15 protein-coding genes and 1 pseudogene are annotated in these 14,149 nt (G+C 68.3%); 7 read left to right on the top strand and 9 right to left on the bottom strand.

Features of this window, described 5'->3' with window-relative positions:
• Position 1: 1 nt before the first annotated feature.
• The 5 genes from ACA097_RS01170 (at position 2) to ACA097_RS01150 (ending at position 3,210) form a co-directional block, all read left to right on the top strand.
• Positions 2 to 382, top strand: a complete 381-nt coding sequence (locus tag ACA097_RS01170; protein WP_371367943.1) for a YidH family protein — start codon at positions 2 to 4, stop codon at positions 380 to 382.
• Entirely contained in the window at positions 379 to 687 is a 309-nt protein-coding gene (locus ACA097_RS01165; RefSeq protein WP_371367941.1) for a DUF202 domain-containing protein, read from the top strand. The genes ACA097_RS01170 and ACA097_RS01165 overlap by 4 nt, the downstream gene beginning before the upstream one ends.
• A gap of 2 nt (positions 688 to 689) precedes the next feature.
• A complete protein-coding gene (locus ACA097_RS01160; protein WP_371367939.1) occupies positions 690 to 1,577 on the top strand; it encodes a LysR family transcriptional regulator in 888 nt (295 codons plus the stop codon).
• Positions 1,578 to 1,770: 193 nt separating this feature from the next.
• Positions 1,771 to 2,196 carry a VOC family protein gene (locus tag ACA097_RS01155; protein ID WP_160286814.1) on the top strand — a complete coding sequence of 142 codons (426 nt, stop codon included), beginning with the start codon at positions 1,771 to 1,773 and terminating at the stop codon, positions 2,194 to 2,196.
• Positions 2,197 to 2,280: 84 nt separating this feature from the next.
• The gene (locus ACA097_RS01150) at positions 2,281 to 3,210 is read left to right on the top strand and encodes a LysR family transcriptional regulator (RefSeq protein ID WP_371367937.1); all 930 of its coding nucleotides are present in this window, start codon (positions 2,281 to 2,283) and stop codon (positions 3,208 to 3,210) included.
• Here the strand turns inward: ACA097_RS01150 and ACA097_RS01145 are convergent.
• Together ACA097_RS01145 and ACA097_RS01140 are read right to left on the bottom strand one after the other, a co-directional pair.
• On the bottom strand, positions 3,201 to 3,647 hold the full coding sequence (locus ACA097_RS01145) for a heme-binding protein (protein ID WP_371367935.1): 447 nt from the start codon (positions 3,645 to 3,647) through the stop codon (positions 3,201 to 3,203). The genes ACA097_RS01150 and ACA097_RS01145 overlap by 10 nt on opposite strands.
• A gap of 2 nt (positions 3,648 to 3,649) precedes the next feature.
• Positions 3,650 to 4,993: pseudogene (locus tag ACA097_RS01140) on the bottom strand (amidohydrolase family protein).
• A 261-nt stretch (positions 4,994 to 5,254) separates the two neighbouring features.
• On the opposite strand from ACA097_RS01140, the gene ACA097_RS01135 reads away from it, so the two are divergent.
• Entirely contained in the window at positions 5,255 to 5,635 is a 381-nt protein-coding gene (locus ACA097_RS01135; RefSeq protein ID WP_371367933.1) for a nuclear transport factor 2 family protein, read from the top strand.
• 672 nt (positions 5,636 to 6,307) lie between these two features.
• On the opposite strand, the gene ACA097_RS01130 is transcribed toward ACA097_RS01135, so the two are convergent.
• The 7 genes from ACA097_RS01130 to ACA097_RS01100 form a co-directional block, all read right to left on the bottom strand.
• Complete coding sequence (locus ACA097_RS01130; RefSeq protein WP_371367931.1) at positions 6,308 to 7,465, bottom strand: alpha/beta hydrolase family protein; 1,158 nt, start codon at positions 7,463 to 7,465, stop codon at positions 6,308 to 6,310.
• A gap of 210 nt (positions 7,466 to 7,675) precedes the next feature.
• Positions 7,676 to 8,071, bottom strand: coding sequence for a 4-carboxymuconolactone decarboxylase (pcaC, locus tag ACA097_RS01125; RefSeq protein WP_043251887.1), 396 nt, complete (start codon positions 8,069 to 8,071; stop codon positions 7,676 to 7,678).
• A gap of 62 nt (positions 8,072 to 8,133) precedes the next feature.
• Positions 8,134 to 9,492 carry a 3-carboxy-cis,cis-muconate cycloisomerase gene (locus ACA097_RS01120; RefSeq protein WP_371367928.1) on the bottom strand — a complete coding sequence of 453 codons (1,359 nt, stop codon included), beginning with the start codon at positions 9,490 to 9,492 and terminating at the stop codon, positions 8,134 to 8,136.
• Between the two features lie 19 nt (positions 9,493 to 9,511).
• Positions 9,512 to 10,117, bottom strand: coding sequence for a protocatechuate 3,4-dioxygenase subunit alpha (pcaG, locus tag ACA097_RS01115; protein ID WP_371367926.1), 606 nt, complete (start codon positions 10,115 to 10,117; stop codon positions 9,512 to 9,514).
• A gap of 11 nt (positions 10,118 to 10,128) precedes the next feature.
• Positions 10,129 to 10,848, bottom strand: a complete 720-nt coding sequence (pcaH, locus tag ACA097_RS01110) for a protocatechuate 3,4-dioxygenase subunit beta (RefSeq protein ID WP_371367924.1) — start codon at positions 10,846 to 10,848, stop codon at positions 10,129 to 10,131.
• Positions 10,849 to 10,968: 120 nt separating this feature from the next.
• Entirely contained in the window at positions 10,969 to 11,898 is a 930-nt protein-coding gene (gene pcaQ / locus ACA097_RS01105; protein WP_160286871.1) for a pca operon transcription factor PcaQ, read from the bottom strand.
• The gene (locus ACA097_RS01100) at positions 11,895 to 12,767 is read right to left on the bottom strand and encodes a helix-turn-helix domain-containing protein (protein WP_371367922.1); all 873 of its coding nucleotides are present in this window, start codon (positions 12,765 to 12,767) and stop codon (positions 11,895 to 11,897) included. The genes pcaQ and ACA097_RS01100 overlap by 4 nt, the downstream gene beginning before the upstream one ends.
• Positions 12,768 to 12,930: 163 nt before the next feature.
• Here ACA097_RS01100 and pobA point away from each other — a divergent pair, with 163 nt between their 5' ends.
• Positions 12,931 to 14,115, top strand: coding sequence for a 4-hydroxybenzoate 3-monooxygenase (gene pobA, locus ACA097_RS01095; RefSeq protein WP_371367920.1), 1,185 nt, complete (start codon positions 12,931 to 12,933; stop codon positions 14,113 to 14,115).
• Positions 14,116 to 14,149: the final 34 nt, after the last annotated feature.

The raw sequence follows: 14,149 nt of genomic DNA, 5'->3' as shown, positions 1-14,149 counted from the left end.
GATGGGCGGGCAGCCTGCGCTGCCGCGCCGCGGGCGCCTGGCCCGGCGGCTGCTCGGTGGCGGCCAGGAGCCGGACCCGCGCTTCAGCCTGGCCAACGAACGCACCTTCCTGGCCTGGATCCGCACGGCGATGGCACTGCTGGCCGGCGCCATCGCCGTGGACGCCTTCAGCGACCAGGTCTTCGCGGCGCCGGGCAGGGCATCGCTGGCCGCCTTCCTGGCCGGACTCGGCCTGGTCGGCGCCGGCGCCGCCGGCCTGCGCTGGCTGGAGGTGGAGCGCGCGCTGCGCCAGGACCGACCGCTGCCGTTGCCGCTGATGCTGCCGGTGCTGGTCGTCGCCTGCGTGCTCCTGGCTGCCGGCCTGATCGGCTACCAGCGATGAGGGACGAGGGCCTGCAGGCCGAGCGCACCGCGCTGGCCTGGACGCGCACGCAGTTGCTGATGCTGGTGCTCGCCAGCCTGGTGCTGCGTCGCCTGGACGCGCTGCCGGCCATCGCATGGTGGCCGGCGGCGCTGCTCCTGGTCGGCATGCTCTGCAGCCTCGCGCACCAGGCCGAGCGCTACCGCCGCCGCGTCCTGGCACTGGCCGTCGGGGCGGGGTGCGGCAACGGCCTCTGGGTGGCGTTGACGAGCATCGCCCTGATGCTGGTCGCCGGACTCACCCTTGGGCTGGTTCTGGAGCGTTGACCTTGCGCGACCTCTACGCCCTCGACCTGAACCTGCTGACCGTCTTCGATGCCATCTACCAGCAGCGCAGCATTACCCGCGCGGCACACTTGATGGGGCTCAGCCAGCCGGCGATGAGCAATGCCCTGGCACGGTTGCGGCGGCATTGCGGCGATCCGCTGTTCACCAAGAGTCACCTGGGCGTGACGCCGACTCCCGCCGGGCACCGCTTCGCCGACCATGTGCGCATGGCGCTGGAAAGCCTGCGCGAAGGTTGGCGGCACGTTGTTGCGCAGCAGGAGGCGCCGGGCGACCTGAAGGTCAGCTGCGCGGACTGCCTGCAGCCGCTGTTCCTCGACAGCACGCTGGGCTGCCTCGCCAAAGGCTGGCAGGTGAGCTTCTACCAGCCTGCCCGTCGCGCCGCCTTCGACGAGTTGCTGACAGGACGCCTGGACCTGCTGCTGGACATCGACCAGGTCGTGCCCTCCGGTTACCCGATCCGGCGCATACCGCTGTTCATCGACGTCTACGTGTTCGCCCATGGCACTGCCCTGGAAGAGCCGCCACGGACGCTGGAGGCGTATCTGCGGCAGCCGCAGATACAGGTCTCGACGCGTCGCGGTGGTCTATCGCCGGTCGACCTTCAACTGGGCCTGATGGGCCTGCGACGAACCATAGGCGTGCGCGTGCAGAGCGCCCTGGCCGCCCGCCTGATGCTGGATCGGCATCCGCTGGGGGCGACGCTTCCAGCACGCATGGCCAAGGTGCTAAGCCTGCGCAGCGCGGCATTGCCGTTGGCCAGGTCCGTCGAGTGTCCCGTCGCACTCTATGCCTGTGCCGATTCGCCTTGCGCACAGCGGCTGGAAGGGCTGGCAGAGGCCTTGGCGGAGAAGCTGTTGGCGCTGGCCTGAGCGTGCATGGGTTCAGAAGGTGCTGCCGGGAACGCCTTCGGCAGCCGCCGCTGTGGCTGTTCCCGGGCGCCAAGCACTTGTTCAAGGGCTGCCTGGACAAGGCGGTCGATCGCGTTCTAGAACATCTGCGTGCGCTGGCCTGACTCGCATCGGCCCGGGCACCTTTTCGTCCCAGTCCGCCCTGGAGCCGCCCATGAGCCTGTCCCCGTTCCACCTCGCCATTCCCGTCTACGACCTGCCCGCCGCGCGCCGCTTCTACGGCGAGGTGTTCGGCCTGGCGGAAGGGCGCTCCAGCGACCACTGGGTCGACTTCGATTTCTTCGGCCACCAGCTGGTGATCCACGAACACCCGAAGACCGCCTCCCAGGAAAGCGCACACTGCAACCCGGTGGACGGCCATGACGTGCCGGTGCCGCACTTCGGCGTGGTGCTGGAATGGGCGCAATGGGAAGCCCTGGCCGAGCGCCTGCGCGGCTTCGGCGTGCAGTTCGTCATCGAGCCCTACGTACGCTTCAAGGGCCAGGTCGGCGAGCAGGCCACGATGTTCCTCTTCGACCCCTGCGGCAACGCCCTGGAGTTCAAGGCGTTCAAGGACATCGGCCAGCTGTTCGCCAAGTGATGCCGGCCAGGTATCGACGCGCGCGATACCTGGCAGCGCGAAACGCGCCTGGACCGGGTGGACGGTGGATGCCATAAGGCGCCCATGCGCTATCGCCGTCTCGACCTCAACCTGCTGGTGGCCCTCGACGCGCTGCTCGACGAATGCAACGTCAGTCGCGCGGCCGAGCGCCTCAACCTCGGCCAGTCCGCCACCAGTGCCGCGCTGGCGCGCCTGCGCGAGCATTTCAACGACCCGCTTTTGATTCCCGTCGGCCGCCGCCTGGAACCCAGCGCCCTGGCGCGCGGGCTCGCGCCCAAGGTGCGCGCGGCGCTGACGCTGACCGGCGAGATCGTCGATGCCTCGGTGCGCTTCGAGCCGGCCGGCTGCGACCGTCGCTTCACCCTGGTCGCCTCCGACTACATCGCCGCCGTGCTGCTACCCTCCGTCAGCCGCGAACTCGCGCGCCTGGCGCCGGGGGCGAGCCTTTCGGTGCGAGACCTGCCGCTGCCGCGCGACGGCGACGTGGTCAGCGAGGCCCTGGAATACCGCCGCAGCGACCTGGTGATAGTGCCGCAGCGCCGGGTCAACCCGCGTTATCCGCAGCAGGTGCTGCTCAGCGACGAACTGTGCTGCATCGTCTGCGCCGAACATCCGGCGTATCGCGACGGCATCGACTTGGCCGGCTACTGCGCCGCCGACCATGTGCTGCGCGAGTTCGCCGATGGCCAGAACCTCGCCATGGACGCGCTGCACCTGCATGAACTGGGCATCGCGCGGCGTGTCGCGGTGGCCGTGCAGAGCTTTTCCCTGATGGCGGAATTCATCGTCGGTACTCCGCGCGTCGCCACGCTGTTCCGCCGCCAGGCCGAGGCGCTCGCGCGGCGCTATCCGCTGCGTGTGTTGCCGGCGCCGCTGGCCTTTCCGGCGGCGCCGCAGGTGTTGCAGTGGCACCCGCAGCGCGACTTGGAGCCGGCCCTGGCCTGGCTGCGCGAGCTGATGGTCAGCCAGGCCGGGGCGCTGGATCAGCCCTGAGCGTCGCCGGTGTCGGCGTGCAGGCCAATCTCTTCAATCGCCAGCAGGGCGCAGCGCTCGTCGTTGTCCGAGGTGTCGCCACTCACGCCGATGGCACCGAGCAACCGACCCTCCGCATCACGCAGCAGGATGCCGCCAGGCACCGGGATTACCTCGCCGCCGGTCAGGCTGTTGATCGCATCGAAGAACACCGGCATCGCCTGGGCCCGGCGCGCCAGCTCGCGGCCGCCGAAGCCCATGCCCAGGCAGCCGCGGGCCTTGCCGGTGGCGATTTGCGGGCGCAGGAAGCTGGCCTGCTCGTCGCGCAGCATTGCCAGCGGGTGGCCGGCGGCGTCCAGTACGGCAGCCGCCAATGGGCGCACACCCAATTCGCGCGCATGGCGCAATGTGGAAGCGGCCAACTGCGCGGCGCGTTCGAAGTCGAGGAGGGCGGTCATGCTCAGAGGCTCCATTTGCCGAGTTGGGCGACGCGGTCGCGGGTGTAGAGGTCGGTCCACTTCAGCGAGTTGAAGTCCGACACCTGCTTGGGGTTGTACGCCGTGCGTTCCAGGCGCACCGGCTGGCCGGCCTTGTACACGGCCTGCAGACGCGCGCGGTCCTGGAGTACGCGGATGTCGTCCAGTGGCGAGGCGTCGAGGATCAGCAGGTCGGCCTGCTTGCCGGGTTCGAGGCTGCCCAGGGTTTCGCCGCGCGGCATCAAGCGGGCGCCGACGTTGGTCGCGGCTTACAGCGCTTCGGCGGGCGTGAAGCCCAGGCGCGTCACCAGCAGCTCCAGCTCGCGGGCGTGCCATTCGCCGTAGGGGGTGACGGCGAAGCCGCTGTCGCTGCCGCAGGCGAAGGGGATGCCGGCGGCCTTGGCGCGCTTGAGCACCGGCGTGCCCAGCTCCAGGGTGCGCGCGCAGTAGCCGGCGTAACCCGTCGAAATGGCCGGGTCGTGGGGTTGGCAGAAGTCCACGGTGTTCTGCGGGAAGGTCATGGTCGGCGCGAGCACGCTGCCGGCCTCCAGCAGCGCCTCGATGCAGGCGTCGTCCATGTAGAAGGCATGGAAGACCAGGTCGACCCCGGCCTTCGCCGCGTACATCACCGCCTCGCGGCCATAGGCGTGGGTGGCGACCCTGCAGCCCAGGCGATGGGCTTCCTCGACCATCTCGCGGGTCTCGTCGGCGGTGAAGGCGGCGATGATCTCGCCGTTGGGCCGGCGGTGGGTGCCGTCCATGGCGATCTTGATCAGGTCGACACCGTCCTTGGCCTGCTTGCGGATCTCGGCGATGGCCTCGGTGCGGCTGGTGACCAGCGCGGCAGTGAAGTATTCCGGCGCGCCGACGCGGCTGGGGAACCAGTCGTTGAGGCTTTGCCGGTTGGTGATCACCCGGCTGCTGGCGGCGATACGCGGCCCCTCGAAGAGCCCGGCGTTGACGCTGTTGCGCACGGCGATGCTGAGCTGGCCGCTGTCGCCCGGGCATACCATCGAAGTGACCCCGGCGGCGAGCACGTGCTGGGCGAAGAACAGCCCGCGCAGGGCGCGGAATTCGTCGCTGGTCCAGATATCGATGTCTTCCTCGCTCTGCGCGTTGCCGAAGGCCAGGTGGGTGTGCACGTCGATCAGTCCGGGCATGACGAACTCGCCGCGCACCTCGAGGTCGCCCGGTTGTGGGCGTGGCGCCTGGGAAGTGGGGCCGACGTGGCGAACCAGGCCGTTCTCGATGATCAGCGTCTGCTCGCGGCGAGCCTCCAGGCCGGTGCCGTCGAACAGGGTGGAGCAGTGCAGGTGCAGGGCGCCCATGGGCGGTATCTCCTCGGTTCTTGTTGTGCCGGCAGGCTAGGGGTGGGGCGCGGCGGCTGACCAACAGATGCTGTCGATGCGCGGCCATCGATGGCGTCGATACCTCGCGCAAGCCGCGCGCTTCGTGGGCTGCGACTGAGCGCTGGGGTAAGAGCCGCGAGTATCGGGAGTGGCGATGCCTGGCATGGCCAATGGCGATTTTTCCGGGTGCCCGGCGCGAGGCGAGGATGCGCGCGCCTATCAACCCAAGAGGAATGCCCAATGAGTGATATCCGCGACCAACTGCTGGCCCTGGAACAGGAACGCCAGCGCGCCCTGGTGGAAGAAGACCACGCCCGCCTCGACACCCTGTTCGCCGACGACCTGCTGTACGTCCACACCACCGGCCTGGTGCAGGACAAGGCGCAATACCTGGAGTACGCCTGCAACGCCGTGCGCTACCTGGCGGTGGAACGCGGCGAACTGCAAGTGCGCCTGTTCGGCGACGGCCTGGCGCTGATGAGCGGCCCGCAGTGCAACCTGCTGCAGAAGCGCGGCGGCGGCGAACCGGTGCGCGCCGAGGGCTTTGCCACGCAGCTGTGGGTGAAGGAGGAGAACGGCTGGCGCATCGCTTCCTTCCACGGCACCCGCTCGCCGGCGTAGCCGAGCCAGAGCCCCTGTCCCCAACCCTCTCCCGCAAGCGGGAGAGGGGCTGTTCGGCGTGGGCGGAGGGTTCGACGTCATCCTGTAGGAGCGAGCTTGCGCGCGAACGGCCGCGTGCCGAATCGGTTCGCGAGCAAGCTCGCTCCTACGAAAAATGGGACTTCCAGCGAAACACCCGCGCACTCCGGACCGCCCCTTACAGAAGGCCGAGCAAAGCCCACGCAGAGGAGGTTGCGCGACATGGATGTCGCAAAAGCCCCGACCAGTACAGGGACGTGCTGTCGGGGCGGGCCTCCAGGTGCGTGGGGATGTGCGAGGGAAGTCCGGCTCCGCCGGACCCGTATGTCGGGGCAAGACTTTTGCCCACTTTGTGTCGTTTGACAAAGTGGGTCGCCCGAGGGGGCGAAACAAGAAACATCCGATCACGCCGAAGCGGCGCGATACACCGAACAGGACGTCCTTGGGTCCCCGCGTTCGCGGGGAAGACGAGGGGGCGGATCGGCGCGGGCCCAGGTTCGCGAGCAAGAGCTAGGCGTCCCCCTCGCTCCTACGCAATGCCGAGGCGGCATTTGGCAAACAAGAAAACGGCGACGGACCTCAGCATCCGTCGCCGTGAGGGCGGGGCCACAACCCCGCTGGAGCAGGCGCCGGCGTGACTCGGCGCCTTGAGCGTCAGGCGATGCGGCCGCCGAGGGTTTCGGCTACCCAGTCGGCTATGTACTGGCCGGCGTTGATGCTGTTGTCGAAGCTGGAGTGCTGCACACCGCCTTCGCGGTCGGTGAAGATCTTAAGTTCGCGTTTCGGGCTGTTCACCAGTTGCTCGTAGGTGCGGTGGGCCCACTTGAGGGGGATCTGCGAATCCTTCTCGCCGTGGGTCACCAGGAAGGGCACCTTGATGCGGTCGAGCACGCCGTCGAGGTGGACCTGTTCGGCGATGGTCATGAATTCGTCCATGTCCTTCGCGCCCCATACCCATTGCACGTGGGCCCAGTAGTGCGGCACCGGGAAGTTGCCTTCCTTTTCCAGGCGGCGCTTCTGTACGTCGCGCCAGTCGTGGTTCGCGCCCCAGACCACGCCGCAGGCGAAGCGTGGCTCGAAGGCCACTGCGCGCGGGCAGTAGTAGCCGCCGAGGGATACGCCTTCCAGGCCGATGCGCTTGGCGTCGATTTCGGCACGGGTCTCCAGCCAGTCGACCACGCGGCTGGCCCAGTGCTCGCTGTCGTAGCGCGCGGTCAGGCCGTGCAGGCGCAGGGCTTCGCCGGTGCCGGGCTGGTCGATGATCAGCGAGGACACGCCGCGCTTCGCCAGCCAGGCGGGCAGGCCGACGCGGTATTTCATTTCCTTGGTCGAATCCAGGCCGTTGACCTGCACCAGGATCGGCGCCGGGCCTTCGACGCCTTCGGCGCGCACGTAGAGGCCGGAGAGGTGCTTGCCCTCGTAGGGAATCTCGACGCGCTCGCAGTTCTCCTTCGACAGCGCGATGCCGCGCGCGAAGGTGTCGAGGAAGCGCTGGTACAGGGCTTCGCGACCCGGCGCGCCGTGGGCTTGCAGGCGCTCGCAGGTGAGGTAGTAGGTGGCGGCGCGGTTGTACTTCTCGCCGGCCGAGAACAGGCGGCCGGCGGCTTCGTCTTCCTCGGCCAGGCCGCAGAGCTTGTCGGCCATCTTCGACCAGGTTTCGCGGAAGGCCTGGGTGCCGGCGGCGTCGGGCTGCTTGGCGGCCTCCTGCAGGGGCGCACACATTTCCTCGATCTCGCCCAGGCGGGCGCCCATCTCGATGGCGAGGTCGACCGAGAGGTTCCAGACGTAGTTGGTGGGGAAGTAGCGGAACATTTCTTCTTGTCCTTTTCCGTGCGTGACTGCGGCGCCCGATGGAACTGCACAGGCAAGGGGGCGCGGTTGCTCAGCACGTTAGGGAGCGCGAAGAAGCTTGGCCAATCGTGAGTGGGGATGCGAGGTATCGCGAATCGCGATGCAGGGACGCGCAGGCAGCGCGAAGACACGGACGCCGGGCGGCGCCCGTGTGCGGGGAGGGTGGCGGGTTCAGCCTTCCAGGGACTCGGTGCCCAGCTCGTTCCAGACTTCCTCGGCCAGGTGGAAGGTCGCATTGGCCGCCGGGATGCCGCAGTAGATGGCGCTCTGCAGCAGCACTTCCTTGATCTCCTCGCGGCTCACACCGTTGTTGCGCGCGGCGCGCAGGTGCAGCTTCAGCTCGCCCTCGCGGTTCATGCCGATGAGCATTGCGATGGTGATCAGGCTGCGGGTGTGGCGCGGCAGGCCGGGGCGGGTCCAGATATCGCCCCAGGCGTGGCGGGTGATCATTTCCTGGAATTCTTCGTTGAAGGCGGTGCGGTTCTGCAGGCTGCGGTCGACGTGGGCATCGCCCAGCACGGCGCGGCGGACCTGCATGCCGGCTTCGTAGCGTTCTTTCTCGTCCATTGGCTTCTCTCTTGAAAAAGCGCCGCCGGGGCGTGGACCGGCGACGATAAAAGGGATGCGCCTCAGCCGAGGCGCGCGTGGTCTTCCAGGGCGCGTTCGACCCAGCGGCGGCACTGGCCGAGGTAATGCGCCGGGTCCAGCAGTCGGTCGAGTTCGGCTTCGCTCAATTGCGCGCGGACCTCGGCGTTGCCGCCCAGCACCTGGCGCAGGTGCGCGCTTTCGGCGACCGCCTGGCGGCAGCATTGCTCGACCAGGTGATGCGCGGCGTCGCGGCCGATGCGGTGGGCGAGGGCGATGCTTACTGCCTCGGCGAGCACCAGGCCGCGGGTCAGGTCGAGGTTGCGGGCCATGCGTTCGGCGTCCACTTCCAGGCCCGGCACGACCAGCAGCGCCTGCTGCAATGCGCCGGAAACCAGGCAGCAGAGCTCCGGCAGGCTCTCCCATTCGGCGTGCCACAGGCCGAGGCTGCGCTCGTGTTCCTGGGGCATGGCACCAAGCATCGTGGCGACCAGGCCTGGCGCGCGGGTGGCTGCGCCGATCAATACGGCGGCGGCCACCGGATTGCGCTTGTGCGGCATGGTCGAGGAGCCGCCCTTGCCGGGCGCGGAGGGTTCGAAGACTTCGCCGGCCTCGGTCTGCATCAGCAGGCTGAGGTCGCGGCCGAGCTTGCCCAGGCTGCCGGCCACCAGGCCGAGCCAGGCGGCGAACTCGACGAGGCGGTCGCGCTGGGTGTGCCAGGGCTGGTCGGGCAGTTGCAGGCGCAGTTCCTCGGCCAACGCTTCGGCCACGGCGAAACCGTCGTCGCCCAGCGCCGCGAGGCTGCCGGAGGCGCCGCCGAACTGCAGGCTCAGCAGGCGCGGCTTGAGTTCGGCCAGGCGCTGCCGGTGGCGGGTGATCGCCCCCAGCCAGCCGGCGATCTTCATGCCGAGGGTGACCGGCGTGGCGTGCTGCAGCCAGGTGCGCCCGGCCATGGGCGTGGCCGCGTGCAGCCAGGCTTGTTCGGCCAGGGCCGTGGCGAGGCGTGCGAGGTCGTCTTCCAGCAGGCCGACGGCGGCGCGCAGTTGCAGCACCAGGCCACTGTCCATGGCGTCCTGGCTGGTGGCGCCGAAGTGCACGTAGCGCTCGGCCTCGGCGTCGTTCGCGGCGACCTGGCGACCCAGCGCCTTGGCCATCGGGATGGCCGAGTTGCCGGCGCTGCAGATGGCCGTGGCGAGGGCGTCGAAGTCGTACAACTCGGCGCGGCAGGCGGCCTCGATGGGCGCCACGGCGCTGGCCGGGATTACCCCGACGCGGGCCTCGGCGCGAGCCAGGCCGGCCTCGAAGTCGAGCATGCCCTGCAGGCGCGCGCGGTCGCAGAACAGCTCGCGCATGGCCGGCTGGGTGAAGTAGGCGTCGAACAGTCGGTTGCTCGGTGTGCTCATGGACCCTCCGGGGGCGGGCTCAGAAGTCGAAGAACACGGTTTCGCCTTCACCCTGGATGCGGATGTCGAAACGATAGGCCAGTTGGCCGTTCACTTCGCAGCGCTTGGCCACCAGGGTCTCGCGGCGCGGCGGCTGCTCGATCAGGTTGAGCACCGGGTCCTTGGCGTTGGCCGTGGCCTCGTCGTCGAAGTACAGGCGGGTCTGCAGGTGGATGTTGATGCCACGGGCGAACAGCGACACGTTGATGTGCGGCGCCTGGTCCTGGCCGGCGGCGTTCTTCGCCACGCCGGGCTTGATGGTCTTCAGCGTCCATTCGCCGGCGTCGAAGGTGGTGGCGGTGCGGCCGAAGCCGTTGAAGGGCTTTTCCAGGTCGTAGTAGCTGTCGTACTGGCCTTCGTGGTCGGCCTGCCAGAACTCCAGGAAGGAGTCGCGGACCAGGTGGCCGTTGCCGTCGTAGACATGGCCGATCAGCAGGATGTGTTCGCCGGGGGCGTTGGGCTTGGCCATTTCGTTCCAGATTTCCAGGTCGCGGCTCGGGTTGCCGGCGGCGGCCAGGGCCAGGCCGATGTGCACGTACGGGCCGGCGGTCTGCGAGGGGGTTTCGGGGAGCAGTTGAACGGGCATGACGAACCTCCTCAGCGGTTTTCGAAGTGGGTCTGGCGCTGGCCGCGCAGGACGATGTCGAAGCGGTAGGCCAGGCAGTCCATGGGATTGGCCATGCCCATGTCCAGGCGCGCGATCAGGCTCTGCACGGCTTCGGGGTTGGCGATCGACTTGACGATCGGGCACATCGGGATCAGCGGGTCGCCCTCGAAGTACAGCTGGGTAATCAGCCGGGTGGCGATCGACGGGCCGCTGATGGAGAAGTGGATGTGCGCCGGGCGCCAGTCGTTCGGGCCGTTGCGCCAGGGGTAGGGGCCGGGCTTGATGGTGCGGAAGACGTAGCGGCCTTCGCTGTCGGTCAGCGCGCGGCCGACCCCGCCGAAGTTCGGGTCCAGCGGCGCCAGGTAGCGGTCGTTCTTGTGGCGATAGCGGCCGCCGGCGTTGGCTTGCCACATTTCCACCAGGGTGTTGGGCACCGGCTTGCCGTACTGGTCGACGACGCGGCCGTGGACCAGGATGCGTTCGCCGATGGGCAGGGCGCCGGTGTTGAAGTTGAGCAGCAGGTCGTTGTCATGCTCGCCGAACTTCAGGTGCGAGAAGTCCGGACCGGTGGTTTCCGAGATCGACTGCGGGATGCTCACCAGCGCCTGCCGCGGCGAGCGGGCGATGGAGGTCTTGTAGTCGGGCGTGAGGGCTTTGGGATGCCAGTTGCGGTCACGGATGACGAAACGGCTGCTGTCCACTTCGGACATGGCGGTCTCCTGTTGTTGGAGTTATAGGAACCTGTAAGAGATATCAGGCAGTCGCCGCAGTTTCTGTCAGCTCCGTGTGTCTGAAAATTGAAAAGGAGCCTTAGATCCATAACCAATTGGTTATGGATAAGCGCCTTCGCGGTACGCCTGACCCACCTCGCGCAGCACCTCCTGGCACCAGTGCGCACCGAGGGAGAGCGGCAGCGAGGCGTTACTGCAGATGCCCACCGAGCCGCCGGATTCCTGCATCTGCGGCGCCAGTTCGGCCAGCTCGCCCTTGCCCAGGGCGGCGCGCACCGCGTCGGTCGGTGCCACCCAGACCGCGTCGCTGTCATCGACGTAGCGCCGGCTCAGGCTCAGCGACAGCGTTTCCAGGCGCCGCTGCGGCAGGCGCAGGCCGTGCTCGACGAAGAGGCTGTCGATGCGCTTGCGGATGGTGGTGCCGGCGGTCGGCAGCACCATCGGGAAGTCTTCCAGAGCGGCAGTGTCGAACGGCTGGCCGAGCAGCGGATGGCCGGCACGCACCACCAGGGTCAGGGGTTCGTTGTACAGGTGCTCGAAGGTCAGGCCCTGGATCTGCGGGCTGTCGGTCATGCGCCCGACCACCAGGTCCAGCTCGCCGACGCGCAGCTGCGAGAGCAGGTGCGCGCTGGGCCCGGTGACCACGCTGACCACCAGCGCCGAATGGCGTTCGTGCAGGCGCCGCACCACCTCCGGGAGGAAGGCGCCCTCGACGGTCGAGAGCACGCCCAGGCGCGCGCTGCTGGCCTGGTACTCGCCGCCGCGCAGGCTTTCCACGCCCTCGCGCAGGGCCTGCACGCAGGGCCCGGCGTAGCGCAGGAAGGCCATGCCGGCCTCGGTCAGCACGGCGCCGCCCTTGCCGCGTTCGAACAGCTGCGCGGCGAGCACTTCTTCCAGTTCCTTGAGCGTCTTGGATACCGCCGGCTGACTCACCGCCAGGCGGTCGGCGGCGCGCGCCAGGCTGCCCTGGCGGGCCACCTCGAGGAAGCACTGCAGGTGGCGGAACTTGATGCGTGAGTCGATGTTCATCGGTTTTCCCGGAAGGCCTTGGGCGATTGCCCGGTGCCGCGCTTGAAGAAGCGCGAGAAGTAGGCGGGCTCGGAGAAGCCCAGCTGGTCGGAGACCTCCTGCACGGTCATGCCGGTGTAGACCAGGTTGCGCTTGGCCTCCAGCAGCAGGCGCTGGTTGATCAGCTGCAACGCCGAAACCCCGGCCAGGCGCCGGCTCAGGGCGTTCAGGTGCGCCGTGCTGATGCCCAGGCGCTGGGCGTAGCGCTCGATCGGCAGATGTTCGCGGAAGTGCGCCTCGACCAGCCGGCGGAACGCCTGCAGGTGCTCGCGGCCGCGATCCAGCGCTGGGCCGGCGGCATGGCTGGCTTGCAGGTGGCGGCGGCTGAGCCAGACGAGCAGGGCACTCACCAGCGAGCGCAGCATCAGCTCGCGGCCCGGTTCGTGGCGCGCGTATTCGCGGTCGATGGATTCGAAGAGGGTGCTCAGGTAGCGCTCGTCCTCGCCCGCCGCATAGCACTGCGACTCCTCCAGCACCGGGCTGTCGAGCAGGCGCGCCAATTCCTCGGCGAAGGGCTGGGCCAGGCTCAGCACGTAGCCGTCGATCTGCGCGGTGAAGCGGAAACCATGCACGGACAGGGGCGGGGAGACCTGCAACGTCGCCTCGCGCACATGGGTGACGACGCCTTCGACCTCCAGTTCGGCCTCGCCGCTGCGCACATACAGCAGTTGCACCAGGTCGGCGTGGCGATGCGGGCGGATTTCCCAGTCGTACAGGCTGCTGCGCGAGGGAATCGATTCGCAATGGATGGGGTCAGGCGTCGGCCAGGCGTGGGTCTCGCCGTACAGCTGGAACACCGGAACCGGATTCGGAGCGGACGTCTTGTGCATCTATAGGGCGCCGAGGCTATCCACGAAAAGTCCATGCAATCTGTTGGATATTGCCTTCTGTGGCGCGATTCATCCACCAAAAATGCAGGATCCAAACAACAACAGCGTCGCCACGGGCGTGCCTTCGATAAAGCCCCGGCGCGCGACAATGAGGACAACAACAATGAAAACCCAGGTCGCCATCATCGGCGCCGGTCCGTCCGGCCTGCTCCTCGGCCAGCTGCTGCAGCGCGCCGGTATCGACAACGTCATCCTCGAACGCCAGACCCCCGACTACGTGCTCGGCCGCATCCGCGCCGGGGTGCTCGAACAGGGCACCGTGGACCTCATGCGCGAGGCCGGCGCCCACCAGCGCATGGACGCCGAAGGGCTGGTTCACGATGGCTTCGAGCTGGTGCTCGATGGCCGCCGCGAGCGCATCGACCTCAAGCGCCACAGTGGCGGCAAGACGGTGATGGTCTACGGCCAGACCGAAGTCACCCGCGACCTCATGCAGGCGCGCCAGGCCAGCGGCGGCCTCAGCGTCTATGAAGCGAGCGATGTGCAGTTGCACGAAGTGAAGGGCGAGAAGCCCTACGTCACCTTCAGCAAGGACGGCGAGCAGGTGCGCCTGGATTGCGACTACATCGCCGGCTGCGACGGCTTCCACGGCGTGTCGCGGCAGAGCATCCCCGCCGAGACGCTGAAGACCTACGAGCGCGTCTACCCGTTCGGCTGGCTCGGCCTGCTCAGCGACACCCCGCCGGTCAACCACGAGCTGATCTACGCCAGCAGCGAGCGCGGCTTCAGCCTCAGCAGCATGCGTTCGAACACCCGCAGCCGTTACTACCTGCAGGTCGGTCTGGACGAGAAGGTCGAGGACTGGTCCGACGAACGCTTCTGGGACGAACTCAAGCGCCGCCTGCCCGAAGACGCCGCCGCGCGCCTGGTCACCGGCCCGTCGCTGGAGAAGAGCATCGCGCCGCTGCGCAGCTTCGTGGTCGAGCCGCTGCAATACGGCCGGCTCTTCCTGGTCGGCGACGCCGGGCACATAGTCCCGCCCACCGGCGCCAAGGGCCTGAACCTCGCGGCCAGCGACGTGAACAGCCTCTACCGGATTCTTGTGAAGGTGTATGGCGAGGGGCGCATCGACCTGCTGGAGCGCTACTCCGAACTGGCCTTGCGGCGCATCTGGAAGGCCGAGCGCTTCTCCTGGTGGATGACCAGCATGCTGCACCGCTTCCCCGACAGCGACGCCTTCACCCGCAAGATGCTCGACACCGAGCTGGCCTATTACCTGGAGTCCGAGGCCGGGCGCACCTGCATCGCCGAGAACTACGTCGGCCTGCCGTTCGAAGAAGTGGCCTGAGCCCACGAAATGCGCGCGGTGCAACGTCGCGCGC

It is taken from the genome of Pseudomonas sp. QL9 (genome assembly GCF_041409665.1).
In the GTDB taxonomy this organism is placed as follows: domain Bacteria; phylum Pseudomonadota; class Gammaproteobacteria; order Pseudomonadales; family Pseudomonadaceae; genus Pseudomonas; species Pseudomonas knackmussii.
The sequence above is the reverse complement of the archived record's forward strand: the minus strand, read 5'-3'. Positions and strand labels throughout refer to the sequence as shown.